This is a genomic window from Sphaerisporangium fuscum (assembly GCF_018531465.1).
Classification (GTDB): domain Bacteria; phylum Actinomycetota; class Actinomycetes; order Streptosporangiales; family Streptosporangiaceae; genus Sphaerisporangium; species Sphaerisporangium fuscum.
In genome coordinates this window covers 1-17,009 of the sequence record NZ_JAHDTF010000042.1, presented here as the reverse complement: position 1 = coordinate 17,009, position 17,009 = coordinate 1, and the positions used below count along the sequence as shown (strand labels likewise).

Annotated in this window: 14 protein-coding genes; 7 read left to right on the top strand and 7 right to left on the bottom strand. The window is 68.2% G+C overall.

All coding sequences use genetic code 11. From position 1 onward, the window contains the following. Positions 1-81: 81 nt before the first annotated feature. The 4 genes from KIK05_RS40330 to KIK05_RS40315 all read left to right on the top strand — a co-directional run bounded on the left by KIK05_RS40330 (position 82) and on the right by KIK05_RS40315 (position 4,229). Entirely contained in the window at positions 82-1,344 is a 1,263-nt protein-coding gene (locus tag KIK05_RS40330; protein ID WP_250564249.1) for an MFS transporter, read from the top strand. Between the two features lie 12 nt (positions 1,345-1,356). Further along, positions 1,357-2,241, top strand: coding sequence for an SDR family oxidoreductase (locus KIK05_RS40325; RefSeq protein WP_214416170.1), 885 nt, complete (start codon positions 1,357-1,359; stop codon positions 2,239-2,241). Between the two features lie 78 nt (positions 2,242-2,319). Beyond that, positions 2,320-3,249, top strand: coding sequence for an SMP-30/gluconolactonase/LRE family protein (locus KIK05_RS40320; RefSeq protein WP_214416169.1), 930 nt, complete (start codon positions 2,320-2,322; stop codon positions 3,247-3,249). A gap of 83 nt (positions 3,250-3,332) precedes the next feature. After that, positions 3,333-4,229 (top strand): LysR substrate-binding domain-containing protein, encoded by an 897-nt coding sequence (locus KIK05_RS40315; RefSeq protein ID WP_214416168.1) that lies wholly within the window; start codon positions 3,333-3,335, stop codon positions 4,227-4,229. Here KIK05_RS40315 and KIK05_RS40310 read toward each other — a convergent pair. The 3 genes from KIK05_RS40310 to KIK05_RS40300 all read right to left on the bottom strand — a co-directional run bounded on the left by KIK05_RS40310 (position 4,201) and on the right by KIK05_RS40300 (position 6,558). Then, complete coding sequence (locus KIK05_RS40310; RefSeq protein ID WP_214416167.1) at positions 4,201-5,445, bottom strand: NAD(P)/FAD-dependent oxidoreductase; 1,245 nt, start codon at positions 5,443-5,445, stop codon at positions 4,201-4,203. The genes KIK05_RS40315 and KIK05_RS40310 overlap by 29 nt on opposite strands. Before the next feature lie 23 nt (positions 5,446-5,468). Then, the gene (locus KIK05_RS40305) at positions 5,469-5,909 is read right to left on the bottom strand and encodes a YybH family protein (RefSeq protein WP_214416166.1); all 441 of its coding nucleotides are present in this window, start codon (positions 5,907-5,909) and stop codon (positions 5,469-5,471) included. Between the two features lie 178 nt (positions 5,910-6,087). Then, positions 6,088-6,558, bottom strand: coding sequence for a riboflavin synthase family protein (locus KIK05_RS40300; RefSeq protein ID WP_214416165.1), 471 nt, complete (start codon positions 6,556-6,558; stop codon positions 6,088-6,090). Positions 6,559-6,853: 295 nt separating this feature from the next. On the opposite strand from KIK05_RS40300, the gene KIK05_RS49235 reads away from it, so the two are divergent. The 3 genes from KIK05_RS49235 to KIK05_RS40285 all read left to right on the top strand — a co-directional run bounded on the left by KIK05_RS49235 (position 6,854) and on the right by KIK05_RS40285 (position 9,048). Next, positions 6,854-7,264 (top strand): helix-turn-helix transcriptional regulator, encoded by a 411-nt coding sequence (locus KIK05_RS49235; protein WP_214416164.1) that lies wholly within the window; start codon positions 6,854-6,856, stop codon positions 7,262-7,264. Between the two features lie 177 nt (positions 7,265-7,441). Then, on the top strand, positions 7,442-8,305 hold the full coding sequence (locus KIK05_RS40290) for an alpha/beta fold hydrolase (RefSeq protein ID WP_214416163.1): 864 nt from the start codon (positions 7,442-7,444) through the stop codon (positions 8,303-8,305). A gap of 11 nt (positions 8,306-8,316) precedes the next feature. Then, complete coding sequence (locus tag KIK05_RS40285) at positions 8,317-9,048, top strand: MerR family transcriptional regulator (RefSeq protein ID WP_214416162.1); 732 nt, start codon at positions 8,317-8,319, stop codon at positions 9,046-9,048. 475 nt (positions 9,049-9,523) lie between these two features. Here KIK05_RS40285 and KIK05_RS49230 read toward each other — a convergent pair whose 3' ends face one another. Genes KIK05_RS49230 through KIK05_RS40265 form a run of 4 tightly spaced genes read right to left on the bottom strand, consistent with a single transcriptional unit; the run spans position 9,524 to position 16,842 of the window. Next, positions 9,524-10,612 (bottom strand): Wadjet anti-phage system protein JetD domain-containing protein, encoded by a 1,089-nt coding sequence (locus tag KIK05_RS49230; RefSeq protein ID WP_214416161.1) that lies wholly within the window; start codon positions 10,610-10,612, stop codon positions 9,524-9,526. Next, positions 10,609-15,129: a coiled-coil domain-containing protein gene (locus KIK05_RS40275; protein ID WP_214416160.1), complete on the bottom strand. Its 4,521-nt coding sequence runs from the start codon at positions 15,127-15,129 to the stop codon at positions 10,609-10,611. Before KIK05_RS40275 ends, KIK05_RS49230 begins: the two co-directional genes overlap by 4 nt. Next, entirely contained in the window at positions 15,113-15,937 is an 825-nt protein-coding gene (locus tag KIK05_RS40270) for a hypothetical protein (protein WP_214416159.1), read from the bottom strand. The genes KIK05_RS40275 and KIK05_RS40270 overlap by 17 nt, the downstream gene beginning before the upstream one ends. Beyond that, positions 15,934-16,842 carry a hypothetical protein gene (locus KIK05_RS40265; RefSeq protein WP_214416158.1) on the bottom strand — a complete coding sequence of 303 codons (909 nt, stop codon included), beginning with the start codon at positions 16,840-16,842 and terminating at the stop codon, positions 15,934-15,936. Before KIK05_RS40265 ends, KIK05_RS40270 begins: the two co-directional genes overlap by 4 nt. Between the last annotated feature and the right edge of the window lie 167 nt (positions 16,843-17,009).

The window sequence follows — 17,009 nt, the reverse complement described above, 5'->3', positions numbered from 1 at the left end:
CGTGTTACACGATCGATGTCGATGACAAACATGCGTTGGACTCATTGATCCGGTGTCCCCGAGGCTGGGGGCATGACGGGGATGAGACCTCACACGGACGGCCGCCTGTCGCGCGGGCTGCTCCTGCTCATGTCGGTGGCGACCGGCTCGGCCGTCGCGGGCAACTACTTCGCGCAGCCGCTGCTCGACTTGGTCGGCCGGGAACTGGGGATCGGGCCATCGACGGCGGCGCTGCTGGTGACGGCCGCACAGGCCGGGTACGCGCTGGGGCTGATCCTGCTGGTGCCGCTCGGCGACCTGATGGAACGGCGGCGGCTCGCCGTGTCGCTCTACGCGGCGACCGCGGTGTTCCTGCTGGTGTCGGCCACCGCCCCCAACGGCACGGTGCTCTTGACCGGTACGGCCCTGACCGCGCTGACCTCGGTGGGAGCACAGGTCGTGGTGCCGTTCGCGGCGACGCTGGCGGACCCGGCCGAGCGCGGCCGGGTGGTCGGCACGGTGATGACCGGGCTGATGCTCGGCCTGTTGCTGGCCCGTACCGCCTCCGGAGCCCTGTCCGAGCTGGGCGGGTGGCGGACGGTCTACTGGGCGAACGCGGTCCTGATGGCGCTGATGGCGGTGCTGCTGCGCACCTTCCTGCCCCGGCTCGGCGGAGACGGCGGACGCCGGTCCTACCCTGACCTGCTGCGCTCGACGGTCGCGATGTTCCGGTACGAACCGTTGCTGCGGTGGCGGGCCGGTATCACCGCCTCCAGCTTCGCCTCGTTCAGCGCGCTGTGGACGGCGCTGACCTTCCTGCTGGTGCGGCCGCCGTACGGCTGGTCGGAGTCGGCCATCGGCCTGTTCGGGCTGGTCGGCGCCGTGGGCGCGCTGACCGCCACGGTGGCGGGACGGCTGGCCGACCGCGGCCACGTCCAGCGTGTGACCGGCACCGGGGCGGTCCTGCTGGTGGCGTCCTGGCCGGCGATCGCCGCAGGGGCACGCTCGCTGGTCTGGCTGCTCGCCGGTGTGATCGTGCTGGACCTGGCGCATCAGGCGGTGCTCAACAGCAGCCAGAACGTCCTCTACGCGCTGCGGCCCGAGGCCCGCAACCGGATCAACTCCGCCTTCATGACCTCCCTTTTCGTCGGCGGCGCGGTGGGGTCCGCGCTGGCTTCCGTGGTCTGGGCGCACACCGGCTGGACCGGCGTGTGCGTCCTCGGCGGCGCCTTCGCGGCCGGGACCGTCGTGCTCTGGGTCCTGGAGCGCGTCACCACCGGCCGGGCGGCAGGCGAACCCCCGGCGACCTCGGTCCACCACGCCCCTGACACGACACCGATCGCCTCGGCCAACCGACACCTCTGAAGGAGAACGAGCGTGCGACGCACCGTACTGATCACCGGAGCCACCGGAACCGTGTCCACCGCACTGATCGAAGCGCTGGCAGGGGCCGATGTGGACCTTCGTGCTCTCGTCCGTGAAGAGTCCGGAGCGGACGGCCCGCGCGTGCAGGGCGCCGAGGTCGTCGTCGGCGACCTCGACGACGCCCGCTCGCTGCCGCCCGCCTTCGAGGGCGTGCAGGACGTGTGGCTGCTCACCCCGAACGGCCCGCGCGCACCGGAGCACAACATGAACATCCTGTGGGCCGCACGCCAGGCCGGCGCGGAGCGCGTCGTGCGGTTGTCCGTCGTCGGCGCGGCACACGACGCCCCCACCCGCAGCGGCAGGCTGCACGCGCTGTCCGACCGGGAGACCGAACGGTGCGGCATGCGCTGGACCATCCTGCGTCCCCACTGGTTCATGCAGAACCTGCTGAACGAGGCGGGCGACATCTCCACCGGCGGCACGTTCTCGCTGAACATGGCCACGGCGCGGATCGGCATGATCGACGCACGTGACATCGCCGAGTGCGCCGCCCGCGTGCTCCTCGACGACCCCGACCGCCACCACGGCCGGACGTACACCCTCACCGGCCCGCGCTCGCTGACGTTCGACGACGTCGCCGACCGGCTGAGCCTCGCTCTCGGCAGGCCCATCACCTACCTGCCGGTCGGAGACGACGTCAAGCGCAAGGCACTGCTCGGCCACGGCGTTCCGCGATGGATCGTCGACATGCTCGAGGAGTACGCGCGGGCGTACGCCTCCGGCTGGGGGGACTTCACCACCGGCACGGTCGCCGACCTCCTCGGCCGTCCGCCCCGCGACGTCGCCGACTTCGCCCGCGACCACGCGGCGGCGTTCACCCCGGCCGACGGGGACTGACCCCGCCGGTCTTCTTCCGCACGCCGCCGCCGGCGGCACTCGGCAAGACCCGCACAGAGCTGGAAAGGGCATCGGACGATGCGAATGATCAGGGGCCTTGGTACGGCTCTCGCCGCACTCACACTGGCCGTCAGCATGGACGGCACCGCCGGGGCGACATCGGACCAGCGGGCCGGGAGATTCCCGACGACGATCTCGTTGCCCGACGGCTTCCGGCCCGAGGGCATCGCCATCGGGCCCGGCGGGTCCGCCTTCATCAGTTCCATGGCCGACGGTTCCATCTACCGCGCGGACCTCCGCACCGGACGCGGCGCGATCTTCAGCCGCGGGCCCGGCACACCGTCCCTCGGCATGAAGATCGACTCACGTGGCCGGCTGTTCGTGGCGGGCGGCACGGGCGGTGACGCACGCGTCGTCGACACCCGCACCGGCCGGGTGCTGGCCTCCTACCGGCTGGCCACCGGCCCGGCGTTCGTCAACGACGTCATCCTCACCCGCGGCGCCGCCTGGTTCACCGACTCCACCAACCCGGTGCTCTACAAGCTGCCGCTGCGCGGCGGACGGCTGCCCGCCGCCGCGCGGCGGATCCCGCTCACGGGGGACCTGGTGTACCACGCGGGTTTCAACGCCAACGGCATCACGCCGACTCCGGACGGCCGGGGCCTGATCGTCGTGCAGTCGAACACCGGCACCCTGTTCCGCGTCACCTGGTCCGGCAGGACCCGCCGGGTGAACCTGCACGGCGAGTCGCTGCGGGAAGGCGACGGCCTGTTGCTGCGCGGCCGGACGTTGTTCGCGGTGCAGAACCGGCTCGACGCCGTGGCCGTCCTGCGGCTGAACGCGGCGGGGACCGACGGCCGTGTCGTACGGCGGGTGAGCAGCCCCCGGTTCGACGTACCGGCGACCGTGGCCGCCTTCAGGTCCCGCCTGTACCTCCCCAACGCCCGCTTCACCACCGAGCAGACCCCGGACACGCCGTACACGACCGTCGCCATCTCCCGCCCCTGAACGGCACTGCGGCCCGTCCCATGGCTTGCGAGTTATCTCGTCTAAGGTTGATATCGCTTCGATGCTATGAACCTGGAGGCGTGATGGAGCTGAACTCGCTCAGGCAGTTCCTGGTGGTGGCGCGGCTGGAACACCTCAGTGGCGCGGCCGAGGAGCTTCGCGTCGCCCAGCCGTCGCTGAGCCGTACCATCGCCCGCCTGGAGAGCGAGCTGGGGACGCCGCTGTTCGACCGGAGCGGCCGGCTCCGGCTGAACGACACGGGCAGGATCTTCCGCGATCACGTCGAGCGCGCACTGGGCGAACTCGACGCGGGGCGGCGAGCCGTCGAAGAGGCCGCCGGCAACGGGGTGGGCAGCGTGCGCCTGGCGTCGGAGACCTTCCTCACGCTCACCGGGCCGCTGGCGGCCTACAAGCGCGCCCACCCCGCCGTCGAGGTCGAGCTCCGCTGGGCGCCGGCCGAGGACATGGCCCGCCGGCTGCGCTCTCAAGACGTCGATCTGTGCGTCGCCTCGCAGCCGATCCCCGCGGAGGGCCTGGAGTCGGTGGAGCTGCTCGACGAGGCGGTGGGGCTGGCCACGCCGCTCGGCCATCCGCTGGCGGGCCGCACCTCGGTGAGCGTCGAGGAGCTCGCCGATCAGCCCTTCGTCAGCGCCGGCAGAGGGCACTGGCAGCGGCGGCTCCTGGACCGGCTCTTCGCCGCACGCGGCCTCACCCCGAAGATCGTCTGCGAGGTCGATGAGCTCAGCGCCATCGCGGCCCTGATCAGCTCGGGGCTCGGCGTCGGTCTCGTCCCCGCCTTCGCCCGGAACAGCGCCACGCGGGTCCCCGCCGCCTGGGTGCCCGTCGACAGCCCTGACTGCCGGCGAGTGGTCACTCTCTACTGGGGGACCGGCAGCCACCTGTCCACCGCCGCCCGCCTGATGCGCACCACGATCGCCAACTGGAACTGGATCACCGGCGAACCACAGGAGAAGCGCTGAGGTCCGGCACGGGTGTGCCGGGGTCGGCGAGTCGTCCCGGGTCGGCGGGGTAGGCGGTGGCGATGAGGGTGCGCAGGTGTTCGGCGGCACCCGGGTTGTCGATGGTCAGGGCGGCCACGGGGATGCCGCGGTGGAGCCAGAAGGCGGTGAATCCGGGCGTGCCGGGTTCGCCACGGGTGACGATGCGGTCCCAGGTGGTGGGGAGCCCCAGGTATTCGAGGGTGGAGCCGTACTGGGTGGAGAAGAAGTACGGGACGTGGTCGATGGTCGTGGGCTTGCCGACAAGGGAGGCCGCGGCGGCGGTGCCGTGGGTGACGGCGTTGTCCCAGTGCTCGATCCGTACGGGGTTCAGGTAGCGCGGGTGCTGGTGGCGGGCGACGTCACCGGCGGCGACGGCGGCCGGGTGCGAGGTGCGCAGGTGCTCATCGGTGAGGACGCCGCCGTCGACGCGCAGCCCGGCCGTCCGGGCGAGTTCGGTGTTGGGGGTGGCGCCGACGGCGACGATGACGAGGTCGGCGGGGATCGTCCGTCCGGTGATGGTCTGGATGGCTTCGACCGAGTGTGTTCCGAGGATGGCCTCGACGCCGTCGCCGAGGAGCAGGTTCACACCGTGGTCGTGGTGGCGGCGGGCGATGAGGTCGCCGATCTGGTCGCCCAGCACGTGGTAGAGCGGCGTGGGCAGCGGGTCGATGACGGTGGTGTGGTTGCCGAGGGTACGGCTGGCGGCCGCGAGTTCGGAGCCGAGCCAGCCGGCGCCGATGACGACGACGTCGGTGGCCGTGCGCAGGGCCGTGGCCAGGTGTTCGCCGTCGTCGCGGTCGCGCAGGTAGCGGGCGCCGTCGAGGTCGGCGCCCGGCACCTGGAGGCGGCGCGGGCGGGCGCCGGTGGCGATCAGCACCTGGGTGAAGGGGAACTCGGCGCCGCCGGCCAGCCGTACCCGCCGGGCGTCCAGGTCGAGGGCGATGGCGGGCGATCCGAGTGCGAGGGTGACGTCCTGGTCGGCGTAGAACCGCGGCTCCAGGACGTCGAGTTCGCCGGCCTCGGTGGTGCCCAGGAGGTAGCCCTTGGACAGGGCGGGGCGCTGGTACGGCAGGTGGGGTTCGTCACCGACGAGGGTGATGGGCCCGTCGTAGCCATGGTCCAGGCGCAGGGCCTCGGCGGCCTTCGCTCCGGCGAGACTCGCTCCGATGACGACGATGCCGGGATCGGCGCTCATGGCGATCCTCCTAAGCTCGGGGATCAGGGCTCGAGGTCGACGACTCCCTTGCCGCTGGCGACGTCGAGCGGCACCGAGACCTGGTCGTGCGCGATCGACCACGTGCCGTCGATCTTCTGGAGGCAGTACGTGACCCTGGCCCACATACCGCTCGTCGCCGTCCCGTTCTTCAGCGTGCCGCTGAGACGCGCGAAGGCGTGCCCGAACGCCATGTCATCTCCCACGGTGAGCGTCAGGTCGCGAACCTCGTACCTCACGCGGTCGAAGAACGTGAACACCGGCGCCCAGTTCGCGAGCTTCGCCTCGACCCCCACATGCTGGAGGGGCGGCTCGATGTCGAAGGACACGATGTCCGTCGCGTAAAGGCGCCTCAGACCTTCGAGATCCTTGCCCTGGACCCCCTCGACGATCTTGTCGACCAGCTGCCGGATCTCGGCTTCATCTACCTCGCGCTGCGTGGACATCGCCATCCCGCCCCTTCCGTTCGCGGTGCAATCCTGGCTTCTCGCACCTCCGAAACTATGGCTCAGGAGCTATCTTGTCCAAGATAAATATTGCTATGGCGTTATGCTCTCGATGGCATGACATAGTGCGCGAGCGGTTCCTGCTGGGCGGGCCGCGAGGCGTCTCGCGCCACCGACCTCAGCGGCGTTCCTCCGGCTGTTCGGATCTTTCCTTCACGCATATCAGCGTCTGCTGGCCTGTCGCGACGAGCGACCTGCGCCCGTCCTGAACACCGAACACTTCCAGCCCGCAGAGCGTCCACCCGGCCGCAGCCAGTGCGCGACGCGCCGCACCAGCCCCGGGTAGTCGGCCACGTAATGCAGGACGAGGCTGCTGACGGCCCAGCGGGTCGCCCAGCGCCAACGGCGTCTCCACATTGACCCACGCACCGGGCCGGAGCCGATCGAGCGTCGATCTGCGGCGGGTCTCGCCCGTAAGTCTGGCTTGCAGCACGCCCGTCTCGTGCTCGAGTTGGGCGACCATCAGCCTGACGCCGTTCAGGCAGACCGAACCTGGCGCGCTCGCGGCGACCTTGGGCGTTCTGACCGCGATACCAGTCTGGTCGACGGCCACCACCATGCCGACTTCATGGATGTGCCCGGTGAACATCCGACACCACCTCTCACAGCGGGAGGACGGTCCTCACCGCATGAAGAATCAGGGGCCGCAAGCAGGGCCCGAGAGGTGGCGGGGGCTCACCGCGTGGCCCGGAATCACACCGAGTCGTCCCGCCGCGATCAGCGGGACCGGCGGGCTGTCACCGCCGCACCTTGGAATCGCACCGACCCACCTGTACCACCCATCAGCCGCCAAGATCAACCACGATCGGCGCACTGGATTCATGTGAGGTCGATCGTCTGGTGGGCTCGCCCCGGACGTCGAGGCGGCAGAGCTCTTCGAGGCCGTGGCGCGGGCCACCGACCGCCCGTTCGGGCAGGCCCGCGCCGAACTCCTCCACGGCGAGTGGCTACGCCGCGTCCAGCGCAAGAAGCACGAGGCCCGCGCCCCCCTGCGCCGGGCGGTGGACCTGTTCGAGCAGCTCGGCGCGTCTCTGTGGGCCGGCCGAGCCCGCGCCGAACTGCGCGCCGCGGGCGAACGCGCCGTCCCCGCCACCGCTGCCTCGGCCCTGGCCGCCCAGCTCACCGCCCAAGAGACGCAGGTGGTCCGGCTGGCGGCGGCTGGAGCGACGAACAAGGAGATCGCCGCCCAGCTGTTCCTGAGCCCCAAGGCCGTCGGCCATCACCTGTACCGCGCCTTCCCCAAACTCGGTGTCACCAGCCGTACCGAACTCGCTCGCCTCGACCTGGGAGCATGATGTCCGCCCGAGGGCCTTCGGTGCGCGCCGGCGAGCGCTGCGGGTTCGTCCGTTGTGTCCACGTGATGCGAGGGCGGCCGATGATCTGCCGCCTGACCTGGGCGAACAGCAGGGCTTGACATTGACGCAGCGTCAGGGTCGCACCATCGAGGCATGACTACTTCACCCAACCCCCCCGTGGGCCGCCACTACGAAGTCCAGGGTCGCCGTCTCTTCCTCCACCGGTCGGGCAGCGGCGGTCCCGCCGTGGTGTTCCTGCCCGGAGCCAGCGCCGTCGGACTCGACTATCTGAATCTGCACGAGCGCGTCGCCGAGTTCACCACCTCCGTCCTCTACGATCGCGCGGGCACCGGCTGGAGCGACCCGGCCGAGCTGCCGCGCACCGCCGCCGAGGTCGCCACCGAGCTGCGCGAGCTGCTGCGGGCCGCGGGCGTGCCCGCCCCGTACGTGCTCGTGCCGCACTCGCTCGGCGGTGCATACGCCCGGCGCTTCATCCAGCTGTTCCCCGAGGAGGTGGCGGGAGTGGTGTATCTCGACGCCTTCTACGAGGAATGGGACATCCACATGATCGGGGCGAAGACGCATCTCAAGCCGCAACCAGTGCCGGGCGACCTGATGCTCCGCCTCGTCGCCTTCCTCTCACGTGGCCTGTACAAGAAGATGTTCGCCACGTGGCCGGGAGAGATCAGGCAGGCGCTCCTGGCCAAGCACACCAGCGTCGAGTCGCAGCGAGCGGGCGCGGAGGAGCGCAGCAACATGCCCGAGCTTCGCGACGAGCTCAAGGCGGCGGGCCAGGTTCCGGACAAGCCGCTGATCGCACTCGCCGCGCTCGGCATCGACACCAGCCTGAAGTTCCTCATGTCCAAGCAGGCGCTGCGCGAGATGACCGAGGGCAAGACCCGTCTCTACCAGGCTCTCGGCGCTTCGGTGCAGGACGGCCAAACGCGCGTTTTGCCTGATGCGCGCCACAGTACGATTCACATCGATGCTCCGGACGCCGTCTTGCGGGCCATCGACGACCTGTGGCGGCGCGTGTCGTGAAAGGGGTGCCGATGCTCACGATCGGCCAGCTCGCCGCGCATGCGGGCGTGACGGTCCGCGCCGTCCGCCACTACCATGAGCGCGGCCTACTGGCCGAGCCTGAGCGCGACGGCTCTGGCTACCGGCGCTACACCGCCCAGGCCGTGGTGGACCTGATCCGGATCAAGACCCTGGCCGACGCCGGGGTGCCCCTGGCCCGCATCGACGAGTTGCTCAGCGCGGAGCCCGAGGAGTTCGCCAAGGCCGTCGCCGACATCGACAAGGCGCTGGCGAAGAAGGCGCGCGAGCTCAACCGGCACCGCCGGCGCATCGCCGACCTGACAGCGGGCGACCGGCTGTTCGTATCGGACGAGGTGGCCCAGATCCTCGACCGGCAACGCGCCCTGGGCTTCAGCGAACAGATGATACGCGTCGAACGTGACGTATGGATCATCGTCGCGGCCCTGTCCCCGGAGTCGATCCCCGAATTCGTCGCCGCGAAGAACGCCGCTCTCGACGACCCCGAGTTCCTCCGGATCTACCGAGCCCTGGACGAGGCCATCGACTGGGATCCCGGCGATCCTCGCCTGCCCGCGCTCGCGGCCGATGTGGCGGCCTGGGACCCAGGCAGGTCTCAGGGCGACGTCGTCGCCGCCGAAACGGTGAGCTTGATGTTCTCCCGCTCCATGGCGTCCTCCCCGGCCTGGCGACGCATCCTCCAACTGTCGGCTTCCACCCCGCCCTCGCTCCAAGGCTCACCCTAGAGTTCCTGACGGAGCCGTGATCACCCGACGAGCTCTGCCGCCAACGGCTCGGGGCTGCTGGCGCTTGGTCCTGTCGCGGCGGTGAGGCGAATGTTGCATATGGAGCCGTGTGCTCAAACAGCGCCATGAGCTTGCACCTCTTTGGCCATTAGAACAGGCCCTCTGGCGCACCCGGCCGCCTGCCCGTCAGGTAGTGGCGCGGCAAGTCCGCCGTGCTTCAGTGTGAACACGAGGCGCATAGTGTGTGGTGATGATGCTCCGCAGCACCCGGTCCTCTCCTGCCGAACTGGACAGAGGTGACAAACGGACATGAAACTCTGTGCTGAGGGTGGGAAAGGAAACATCCTTGCGTCGCAGCAAGCAGGCGTGGGATCCGGAGATCCCCGATCCTCACGTTCGCGCGCCTACTCCGCGGCTAAAGGGAATCGTGTCCCGGGCCAGAGACGATGCACCATGGCCAACGACCTACATATGCCTATCGCAGATCTCTACGCCACGAATCATCACGTTGTAGCAGCACTGTTCCAGTGGCTTCCTGCGGCAGCCGATCCCCTGTGACAAGGATGTCAGCCGCCTGACGGCGGACGGTGGTGGGCAGCCAAGAGACACGGCGTTCGGCGACGAGCGGATCGACCCGTTTCGGGGCTGGCCCTCGGACGTTTTGCCGGACAAGAAGCCGGTAAAGGTTGGCGGCGGGACGGACCGGCGGGAGTCCCAACGCTGCAGCGGACACGTTGGCCCGCTGCGGGATGGTCAGCCCGGCATCGTCAAGATCGCCGTAGTAGGCGATGTCCGTCACGCCGACCAGCCTCCTGATACGGGCGACGGACGCCTCGAAGGCGTGGCCGCCGCCGAATGCCACGTACCCAATTTGCCCGCCGTTGCCAGCCAGTAGTGCTCTGATGGTTTCGAAGGTGTCGCTGTTCTCGATCACTAGGACGATGCCGCCGTCGCCGACGCGTTCGTAGGCCAGTGGCGCGGGGATCCGCTCTGCGAACAGTGTGGCCAGGGTGAGGCGGCCGGGCGCGAACAAGGTGGTGGTCGCGAGCGCGTCAAGGCGCTTCTCATCACCGAAGATCTCTAAGGAGCGTTCGCGCATGGGTACGACAGTCCGCCGGATGTCATCCCTGTCGGTGTCGCGCAGCCATCGATTGATCGTCTTGAGGATCTCGATCTGCGTAGCAGTCAGTTGGTCTGCCCCCGCCCAGGACAGCTCGCGACGCCAAACGACAGGCGCCGTTGCGCGCATAGATCGGGTCTCCGGCTTCGGCGGCAGGGGCAGACGGAGCCAGCGGGGCAGCGGTGGCTGTGCGTTGTCCCACCCGGCACGACCGCGTGGCAGCTCTACCAGGTGATGGTCGGCGAGTTCATCGAGGAGCGCGGATAGAACGGGGCGGCCTTGCGACGTCCCGGCTGTCCCCGGGCATGCCTGGACGAAAGCCGCGAGGATCGCGGCCTGCTCGACGCGGCGTTCCGCCGCCGAGTTCAGGATCGCTGATAGGCATGCCGCCGATTCCGACAGCGGTAGTCGGTCGGCCTCCTCGTCACCGCGGCTGTCGCTCACCGGTCGTCATCCATCTCGTCGTAGCTTTCCTGCTGCACCTTTGCGCTGGCATCGGGCATGGCATCAAGCTCGCGCGGCTTCACCAGCAACCGCGCGGCAAAGACTCGGCCGGTAACACCGTCCTCGTCCGGCACTGTCTCGCCGAGGACGCGATCGGTGATGTGCAGATGCCGTATCCCGGTGCGCTGATCGGCATCGTTTCGCAGCCGGATGCACAGCGGGAACGTGGCCAGCACCCGGTCTTCCATGTTCCCGGTGGTGTAGATCAGCTGGACGCCGAGCGCGGCGGCCATGTTCATCTGCAGGCTCAGCAGGTAGTCGGCGCTGGCCTTGCCGATCGGGTTGTCCAGGATCAGCATCCCACCCAAGCGGGTGCTGCTGCGGGCTCCGGTCCGTGTGCTGCTGCGCAGTGCGGCCAGTGTGCAGTACAGCATGATCGCGCCAGTGAGCTCCTGGCCGCCGGAGAACACTTTGCTCATTTCACTGATGGACGCGTATTCGGCGCGGCCTGCGGAGTCCGGTTTGAGGATCTCCACCTTGAAGTCACGCGGTACCGCAGCCCCCACACAGCGCAGCACGAGGTCCCGGCCGGGCAGGTTCGGCTGAGTGCGAGCATGCTCGTCCAGCACCTCGGCGATCCGCACTGCCAAGACCTGCGACTCCGGCTTGGCGAAGCCAATTTTCAAGATCCTACGACCGGCCCACACCCCCGCCCCTTCGGGGAGCCGGGAAAGGCGCTCGGCCTTCTCCAGGAGGGCCAGTGCCTCGCCGGCGTGGTGCTTAAGCTGGTCGATCAGGAGTTTCCGGTGACGCTCAGAGCTCTCCAGGTCGGTGGTCAGGCTCGCGGCCCGCCCTGTCAGCTGGACCGCCCACTGGTCGGCACGCTTGATCAGCGACGCTTTGTCGATCTCGGTGAGCTGCTTGTAAATCGGCGCCTTGAGCTTGCCGAACCGGTTCTGGTTGGCCATTTCGCGGAAGGTGATGACGGCCTCCTCCACGGCCTGGTTCGCTTCGTGCAGTTGGTCGGACGCCTTGCCGTGCGCCTCAGTCGCCTTATCGGCAGCCTGCTGCGCTTCGTCGGCGGTTCCGGCGAATGGTCCGGAATCGGACGGAAGCTCCAGCTTGCGGACTGCGGAGGCAAGGCCGCGGTGGACGACCGTCATGTCCCGGGCCGCAGCTTCGGCGTTGTGGAGCTTGCGCTCGGCAGTCTGTTTCGACTCAGAAGCTGCCTTGAGAAGGGCCTCAGCGTCGGTCAGCGCGGCGATTGCCCGTTCGGTGAGCATCACGCCTTCGGAGGGGTTCGATGGCGTCCAGTCGGCATCCAGGCTGGTCCACGGCATCCCGTTTCGCTGGGTGGCTGAGGATGCTTCCGCTTTCAGGCGGCCGATCCGCTCAGTCAGTCTGCCGTGCTCGACCTCCAGTGTCTTCACGGCGCGGTCAAGTCGGCGCTTCGTGGCCTCGAGGGACTCGGAGCTTCCAGCCTCCGGGGAGGTTACTAGCGCCTTGGCCCGGGCCACGATGTCGGCCGGTTCGTCGAGTAGTTCCGCGTCGAGATCCGACGCTTCCTTCTGCGCGTCATTGACGCGCCGCCGTAGGTCCTCGCCGACTTCTACGGCGCGGAAGCCATCTGCGGCTTCCTCATAGGAAATCTCCAGCGCGGCCACGTCGGCTTCATCCGCGTCGAGGCTGAGCGGCTGATTCCCATAGATGACCTTCTTGAGTCGCTCGGCGTACGAGGCGGCGTCACGGCGGAGCGACTCGGCTTGCACCGCGTATTCGGTGGCTTGGTTGCGCAGCCGCTCGGCTTCTTCTCGGAGCTCTTGGGCTACCGCGCGATGCCCTTCTGCTTCCGCTTCGAGCTTGCCGATCTCGAGACGATTCTTGTCGGCCTCGGCGACGTCTACCGCGAGCCGACCGAAGGACTCCGCGATGCGCATATCGGCAGCGGCGGCCTCTTCGGCATCCGCGACCACAATGGCATGCTCGTCGAGGGCATCAACGGCCTGCGTGTGCGCGTCGCGGGTGGTATCGAGTACGGACTTGGCCTCGGCCGCGGCGGCCGAGGCCGTTTCCGCCACAGAGCGCAGCTGCTCGGCGTTGCCTGCCGGGTGCTCGACAAGCCAGTTGTCGAGCTGATAGCCCAGTTGGAAGGCCGCTGTCCGGCGTTCGGCGAGTTCGCGAAGAGCATGGCTGCGGCCTTCGATGCGTTCCTCGGCTTGTTCCCGCAGCTCGGCAGCAGCCTTCGGATCGTGCAGGGCGGGCGTCGGCTCCACGACGAACCCGATCCCCGATTCTTCGGGGTCTCCCTCCAGCGACTCGGCGGTGGCGACGAGCACCGCTGCCGATGGCAGCAGACGCGCCTCAGCCAGTACCGCCCGCGCCTTCTCCAAGGCGATCTGGTCGGCCACTACGATCCCGTCGACCAGCGCGGGGTGGGCCTGGATGGCCTCGGCGTGGAGGCGGGGGTTCACCAGCTGTTCCAGTGCCCGCCAGCCTGCGGTCGCTGTGACCTCGTGGTCTGCCAGCAGCTCCAACAGGTCCTCAAGCGCCTGGCGCGGCGGCATGAGCGCTTCATCCTCGACGGCGAGTGCTTCGATCAGTCGCTGATCCGCCCGGTTGTCGGAGGTCAGCGCGTCCAGTCGGTCCTCAGCTGATCCCTGCGCTGCGGTGGCCAGGTCGCGCAGCGCGGGTGCGTTCGCCTCCAACCACAGGGCTGGGTCGCTGCCAGGGACTTCCTCGTCGCGGTCGAGTTCGGCGAGTTCGCGCAACAGTGTCCCTGCGGCAAGCGTTCGTGCGGCGGCTTCCATGTCCTCGACCGCCCGTATCGCAGCCTCGGCTGCCTGCCGGGCCTTCACCTCGGGTTCGATCAACTGGTTCGCGGCCTCATGGAGTCGGCGGACCTCCAGCTTGAGTTGTTTGTCGGCCTCACGTTCTCGCGTTGCCTTGATCTTGCTTTCCTCGGCCTTATTGCGCAATCGCGCGTCGGCTTCGAAGACGGATTCGCCTTCCTCAATGAGGTCTTGTTCCCGCGCCACCTCCACGCGGTAGTCCACGTCCTCGACCTGCTTGGCCAGCAGCTCGGCACGGACGGTTTTCGAGGTGGCTTGCCGTTCATCCTCCCCAGCACGGCGTTCGACCTCGGCCGCATTCGACTTGTCCTTCGCGCTGTTGCGGGCGAGATCGTCTGCCTGTGTTGTGCAACGCTGCTCAGCACTGTGAAGGGCGCCGGCGAATCGAGCCCCTGCCTGATCGCGACGTAGCCGGGCAGCTCCCGCAGCTTGTTCGGCGGCATCCAGCAATTCGCTGGCGACCTGGTACTTCTCGTGCGCGGCGGCGGCTTTCAGCAGCTTGGGGACGAGCGTCCAGGCGGCCAGCTCCAGGCGTCCTCTGACAAGCTGCTTCTCGATCTTCTTGGCGTCGGCACGCGCTTCGTCGTAGCGAAGGACCAGAGTTCTGCGCCGTATTTCCTTGTGGACCAGGTCTGCCTCATCGCGAATCTGTTGCCGTCCTGCAGCGTTCGTCTTCGTGGTCTCCAGGTCCTCGCGGTGCGTGCGCAGCACGTCCTCCGAACGCTGGACAGATTCCTGCACCTCAGCCGCAAGCTGCGCCAAGGTTGCCACGGTTGTTTGGGCGGCCTTGGCCGCCGCAACCTGTTCGGTGTGCCGGGAGGCGAGGCGCTGGGCGGCTGCCGCCGTGGCGGTGGAGAAGTCGCGGTCAAGCAGTAGTTGTTCGCGTCGCCCGATGTTCTTGGCGTAGGCGCCGAAGGCGTTGCCCAGCTCGGTGAAGTTCTCGGCGTCCAGGGTCTTACTGAGCAACCACTCGACGAACTGCCGACCGGTGGTGGTCTTGAACGCCTCGGCCGCGTCGCCCTCGTCGACGTTCATCGCTTGCTGGACCGCGAACAGGTCCGGCTCCAGGCCGAGTCGGCGTAGGTGGTTCTCCCACTCGCCTTGCCGTTTCTCGATCTCCACGTGCAGCGACTTGTCGGCAGCGTCCAGTCGCTTGAGCGCGTCGTGGAAGGCGTTCATCGGCAGCCGCCGACGGCCCTCGGCGAACGGCAGCGTGGCCAGGGTCGTGACCCCGTTGGGGTTAAGGGAGTAGAACAGCCGGTCGATCTTGCCTTCCGCCGCGGGGGACAGTACGTGGCCGGTCACCAGCGTTTCACCGGTGCGGACATTGACCCATTCCAAGGCCACATGTGATGGGGCCGCCGCGGAGACCACATATGCGCGCAACGCTTCACGGCCTTTGCGGGACTGTCGGTCAGGAAGCACCGTGGACAGCAGCATCCGAATGAACACGGACTTTCCGCCGCCATTCTCCAACACCAGTAGCGTCGCCAGAGCCGGACGCCGGAACAACTGGCCGGCCGACGGGATCAGGGTGCTGGCCGGGATACGCGGGCCTCCATCGGACAAGTCAAGCAGGACGTCGTCATAGCGGGCTCCGGTGGGACCGATGTTGTATAGGCGGACGCGGTTTAGCTCATACATCGCTGCATCAGGCTCCTGGCTCATCTGGTGCAGGGGCGGGGGACACTACGGTGTCGGCCGCATCGGCAGATTCGGTATCCGGGCTGCTGAACGCGGGCTTACTGTCCGGCCCCACCGTAACCCCGAGCGCGGCCAACTCGCCGAGCATCTGTTGCCCGGCCATTTCTCGCACCTGGATTTGATATCGGGCCGTGGTGGTGTAGGTGCCGCCGTTCTCGTTGCCTGCGCGCCGCAGCATGCCGTTGTCCGCTAGGTACTCGGCGACCCGCTTGATGATCGCGTGCCTGCTCTTGGAGTGGGCCCGGGCGTCCCCGGTGGGAGCCACTGGGTTGCGTCGCTGGTAATAGCGCCACAGCTGGACCAGATCCGGATGGTCGACCGGAACCCCGTCGTCCTCGTCGGCTTCTGCCGCGCGGCGCTCCAACTCCTTGGCAGCCTGCTCGACCATCTCGTCGACATGGCGGACCGTGACCCGGCCGACATGGGATTCATCGTCTAGATCTTCGGGCCGGTAGTAGGCGAGCGCGGCTATGGCCAGGTGGGCCAGAGCCGCGATCGGCCGGTCGGCGGGTTGCCGGATGTGGTCGGCGATGCTGACTGCGAACTGCGTTTCGGCCGTCGCCCCGAGCACGAGCCCGGCCCGAGGGCCGACCGCGATGACGGTCAGGTCAAAGCCTCGCGCAGCGGCATGTAGCAGCCGTGCGAACGCCGGATCGGTGCGGTAACGACTCACCAGCGCGGCATATTCGGCGTTGCGCCGGGGCGTCAGCCCGGGCTGGAATCCGAATGCGAGCAGCCTGCTCACTGCGGCTATATCCTCGAAGTCGCTCATACGGCCCCGTTCGGACGGTTCTTGATCGGTGGGGGAGTGGACGCCGGACCATGTACCACCAGCAGGTCGTTCCCGGCGAACACCTCGTCGTCCAGCTCACTGTCGTCAGCCAGTGCGGCCAGCATCGTGTGATGCTCGGGGTCGTAGCGTGGCGCACCGAACAGCCCCAGCACGTGCAGCGCCAGCAAGTGATCGAGCTCCTCTCGACCGGCCTTCGCGGCAATAAGCCGGCGCGCCGCCTTCAGGAGCTCGGATAGGCGGACGCCATCGGCATCGGCCGACGCCAGCAGCGATTCGACGGCTGCGTACTGCTCGTCAGAGAACGCCGAGACGTCTTCGGCATCGCCGAACTCTGGCTCAACGATCAAGCCGTCCTCACCATCTTGCTCCGCCGGCAGCGTCATCAAGCCGGTGATCAAATCGGGAAGGTAGACGATCGCAGGTCGGCGCGGCGGCACCGCCGCCGTAGTGAATCCCTCCAACAGGGGCAGGGCCAGCCGTATCGGCAGCTCCAAGAGCGGCTCCAGGAGTTGGTGCTCGAGGTCGACGTAGGACCGGCTTGGGGACGGCACGAAGGTTTGCCGTTCTTGTTCGGCGCGGAACCGTTCGCCGACTTCCTGCAGGTTCGCTTGCAGTGCCGCGTGCCTACGCAGACACTCATCGAGAATCGCGATCAGTTCGGCGGCTTGAGCCGGGGTGGCGTCCTCGGTGCTGTTATCCATCATTCGGACCAAGTTGTCCTTGATGGTGCTCTCGGCGTTGATGCGGTCCTCGATGTGCTCCAGCGCTTCCGTCTGCGTCCTCTGCACGTCACGGACCCAGTTCACCGAGCGGACGTCGCGGCGCATTCCCTCCAGGCGCGTACGGATGTACTCGGCGTACTGCACCGTGCGGCGCAACGCCATCTCTGCAGCGCGATAGGCGTCAGCCAGCCGCCCACGTCGAACTAGTAGTGCTTTGTTAGGTCGGTCGATGGCGGTTGCGGCGTGACGGTTTCAGTCTTTGATGGCAGGTGGGGCATGCGCCGGTCCAGGTCGCGAGTAGCAGTTGTAACTCGCGGATGACCTTGTAG

Excerpts from the sequence above, each read along its gene's own strand:
- KIK05_RS40305 (WP_214416166.1), bottom strand. The coding sequence starts at position 5,909 with ATGTCCACGCAGCGCGAGGTAGATGAAGCCGAGATCCGGCAGCTGGTC.
- KIK05_RS40265 (WP_214416158.1), bottom strand. The coding sequence starts at position 16,842 with ATGGCGTTGCGCCGCACGGTGCAGTACGCCGAGTACATCCGTACGCGC.
- KIK05_RS40275 (WP_214416160.1), bottom strand. The coding sequence starts at position 15,129 with ATGAGCCAGGAGCCTGATGCAGCGATGTATGAGCTAAACCGCGTCCGC.
- KIK05_RS40320 (WP_214416169.1), top strand. The coding sequence starts at position 2,320 with ATGCGAATGATCAGGGGCCTTGGTACGGCTCTCGCCGCACTCACACTG.
- KIK05_RS40270 (WP_214416159.1), bottom strand. The coding sequence starts at position 15,937 with ATGAGCGACTTCGAGGATATAGCCGCAGTGAGCAGGCTGCTCGCATTC.
- KIK05_RS40285 (WP_214416162.1), top strand. The coding sequence starts at position 8,317 with ATGCTCACGATCGGCCAGCTCGCCGCGCATGCGGGCGTGACGGTCCGC.
- KIK05_RS40300 (WP_214416165.1), bottom strand. The coding sequence starts at position 6,558 with ATGTTCACCGGGCACATCCATGAAGTCGGCATGGTGGTGGCCGTCGAC.
- KIK05_RS40310 (WP_214416167.1), bottom strand. The coding sequence starts at position 5,445 with ATGAGCGCCGATCCCGGCATCGTCGTCATCGGAGCGAGTCTCGCCGGA.
- KIK05_RS40315 (WP_214416168.1), top strand. The coding sequence starts at position 3,333 with ATGGAGCTGAACTCGCTCAGGCAGTTCCTGGTGGTGGCGCGGCTGGAA.
- KIK05_RS40330 (WP_250564249.1), top strand. The coding sequence starts at position 82 with ATGAGACCTCACACGGACGGCCGCCTGTCGCGCGGGCTGCTCCTGCTC.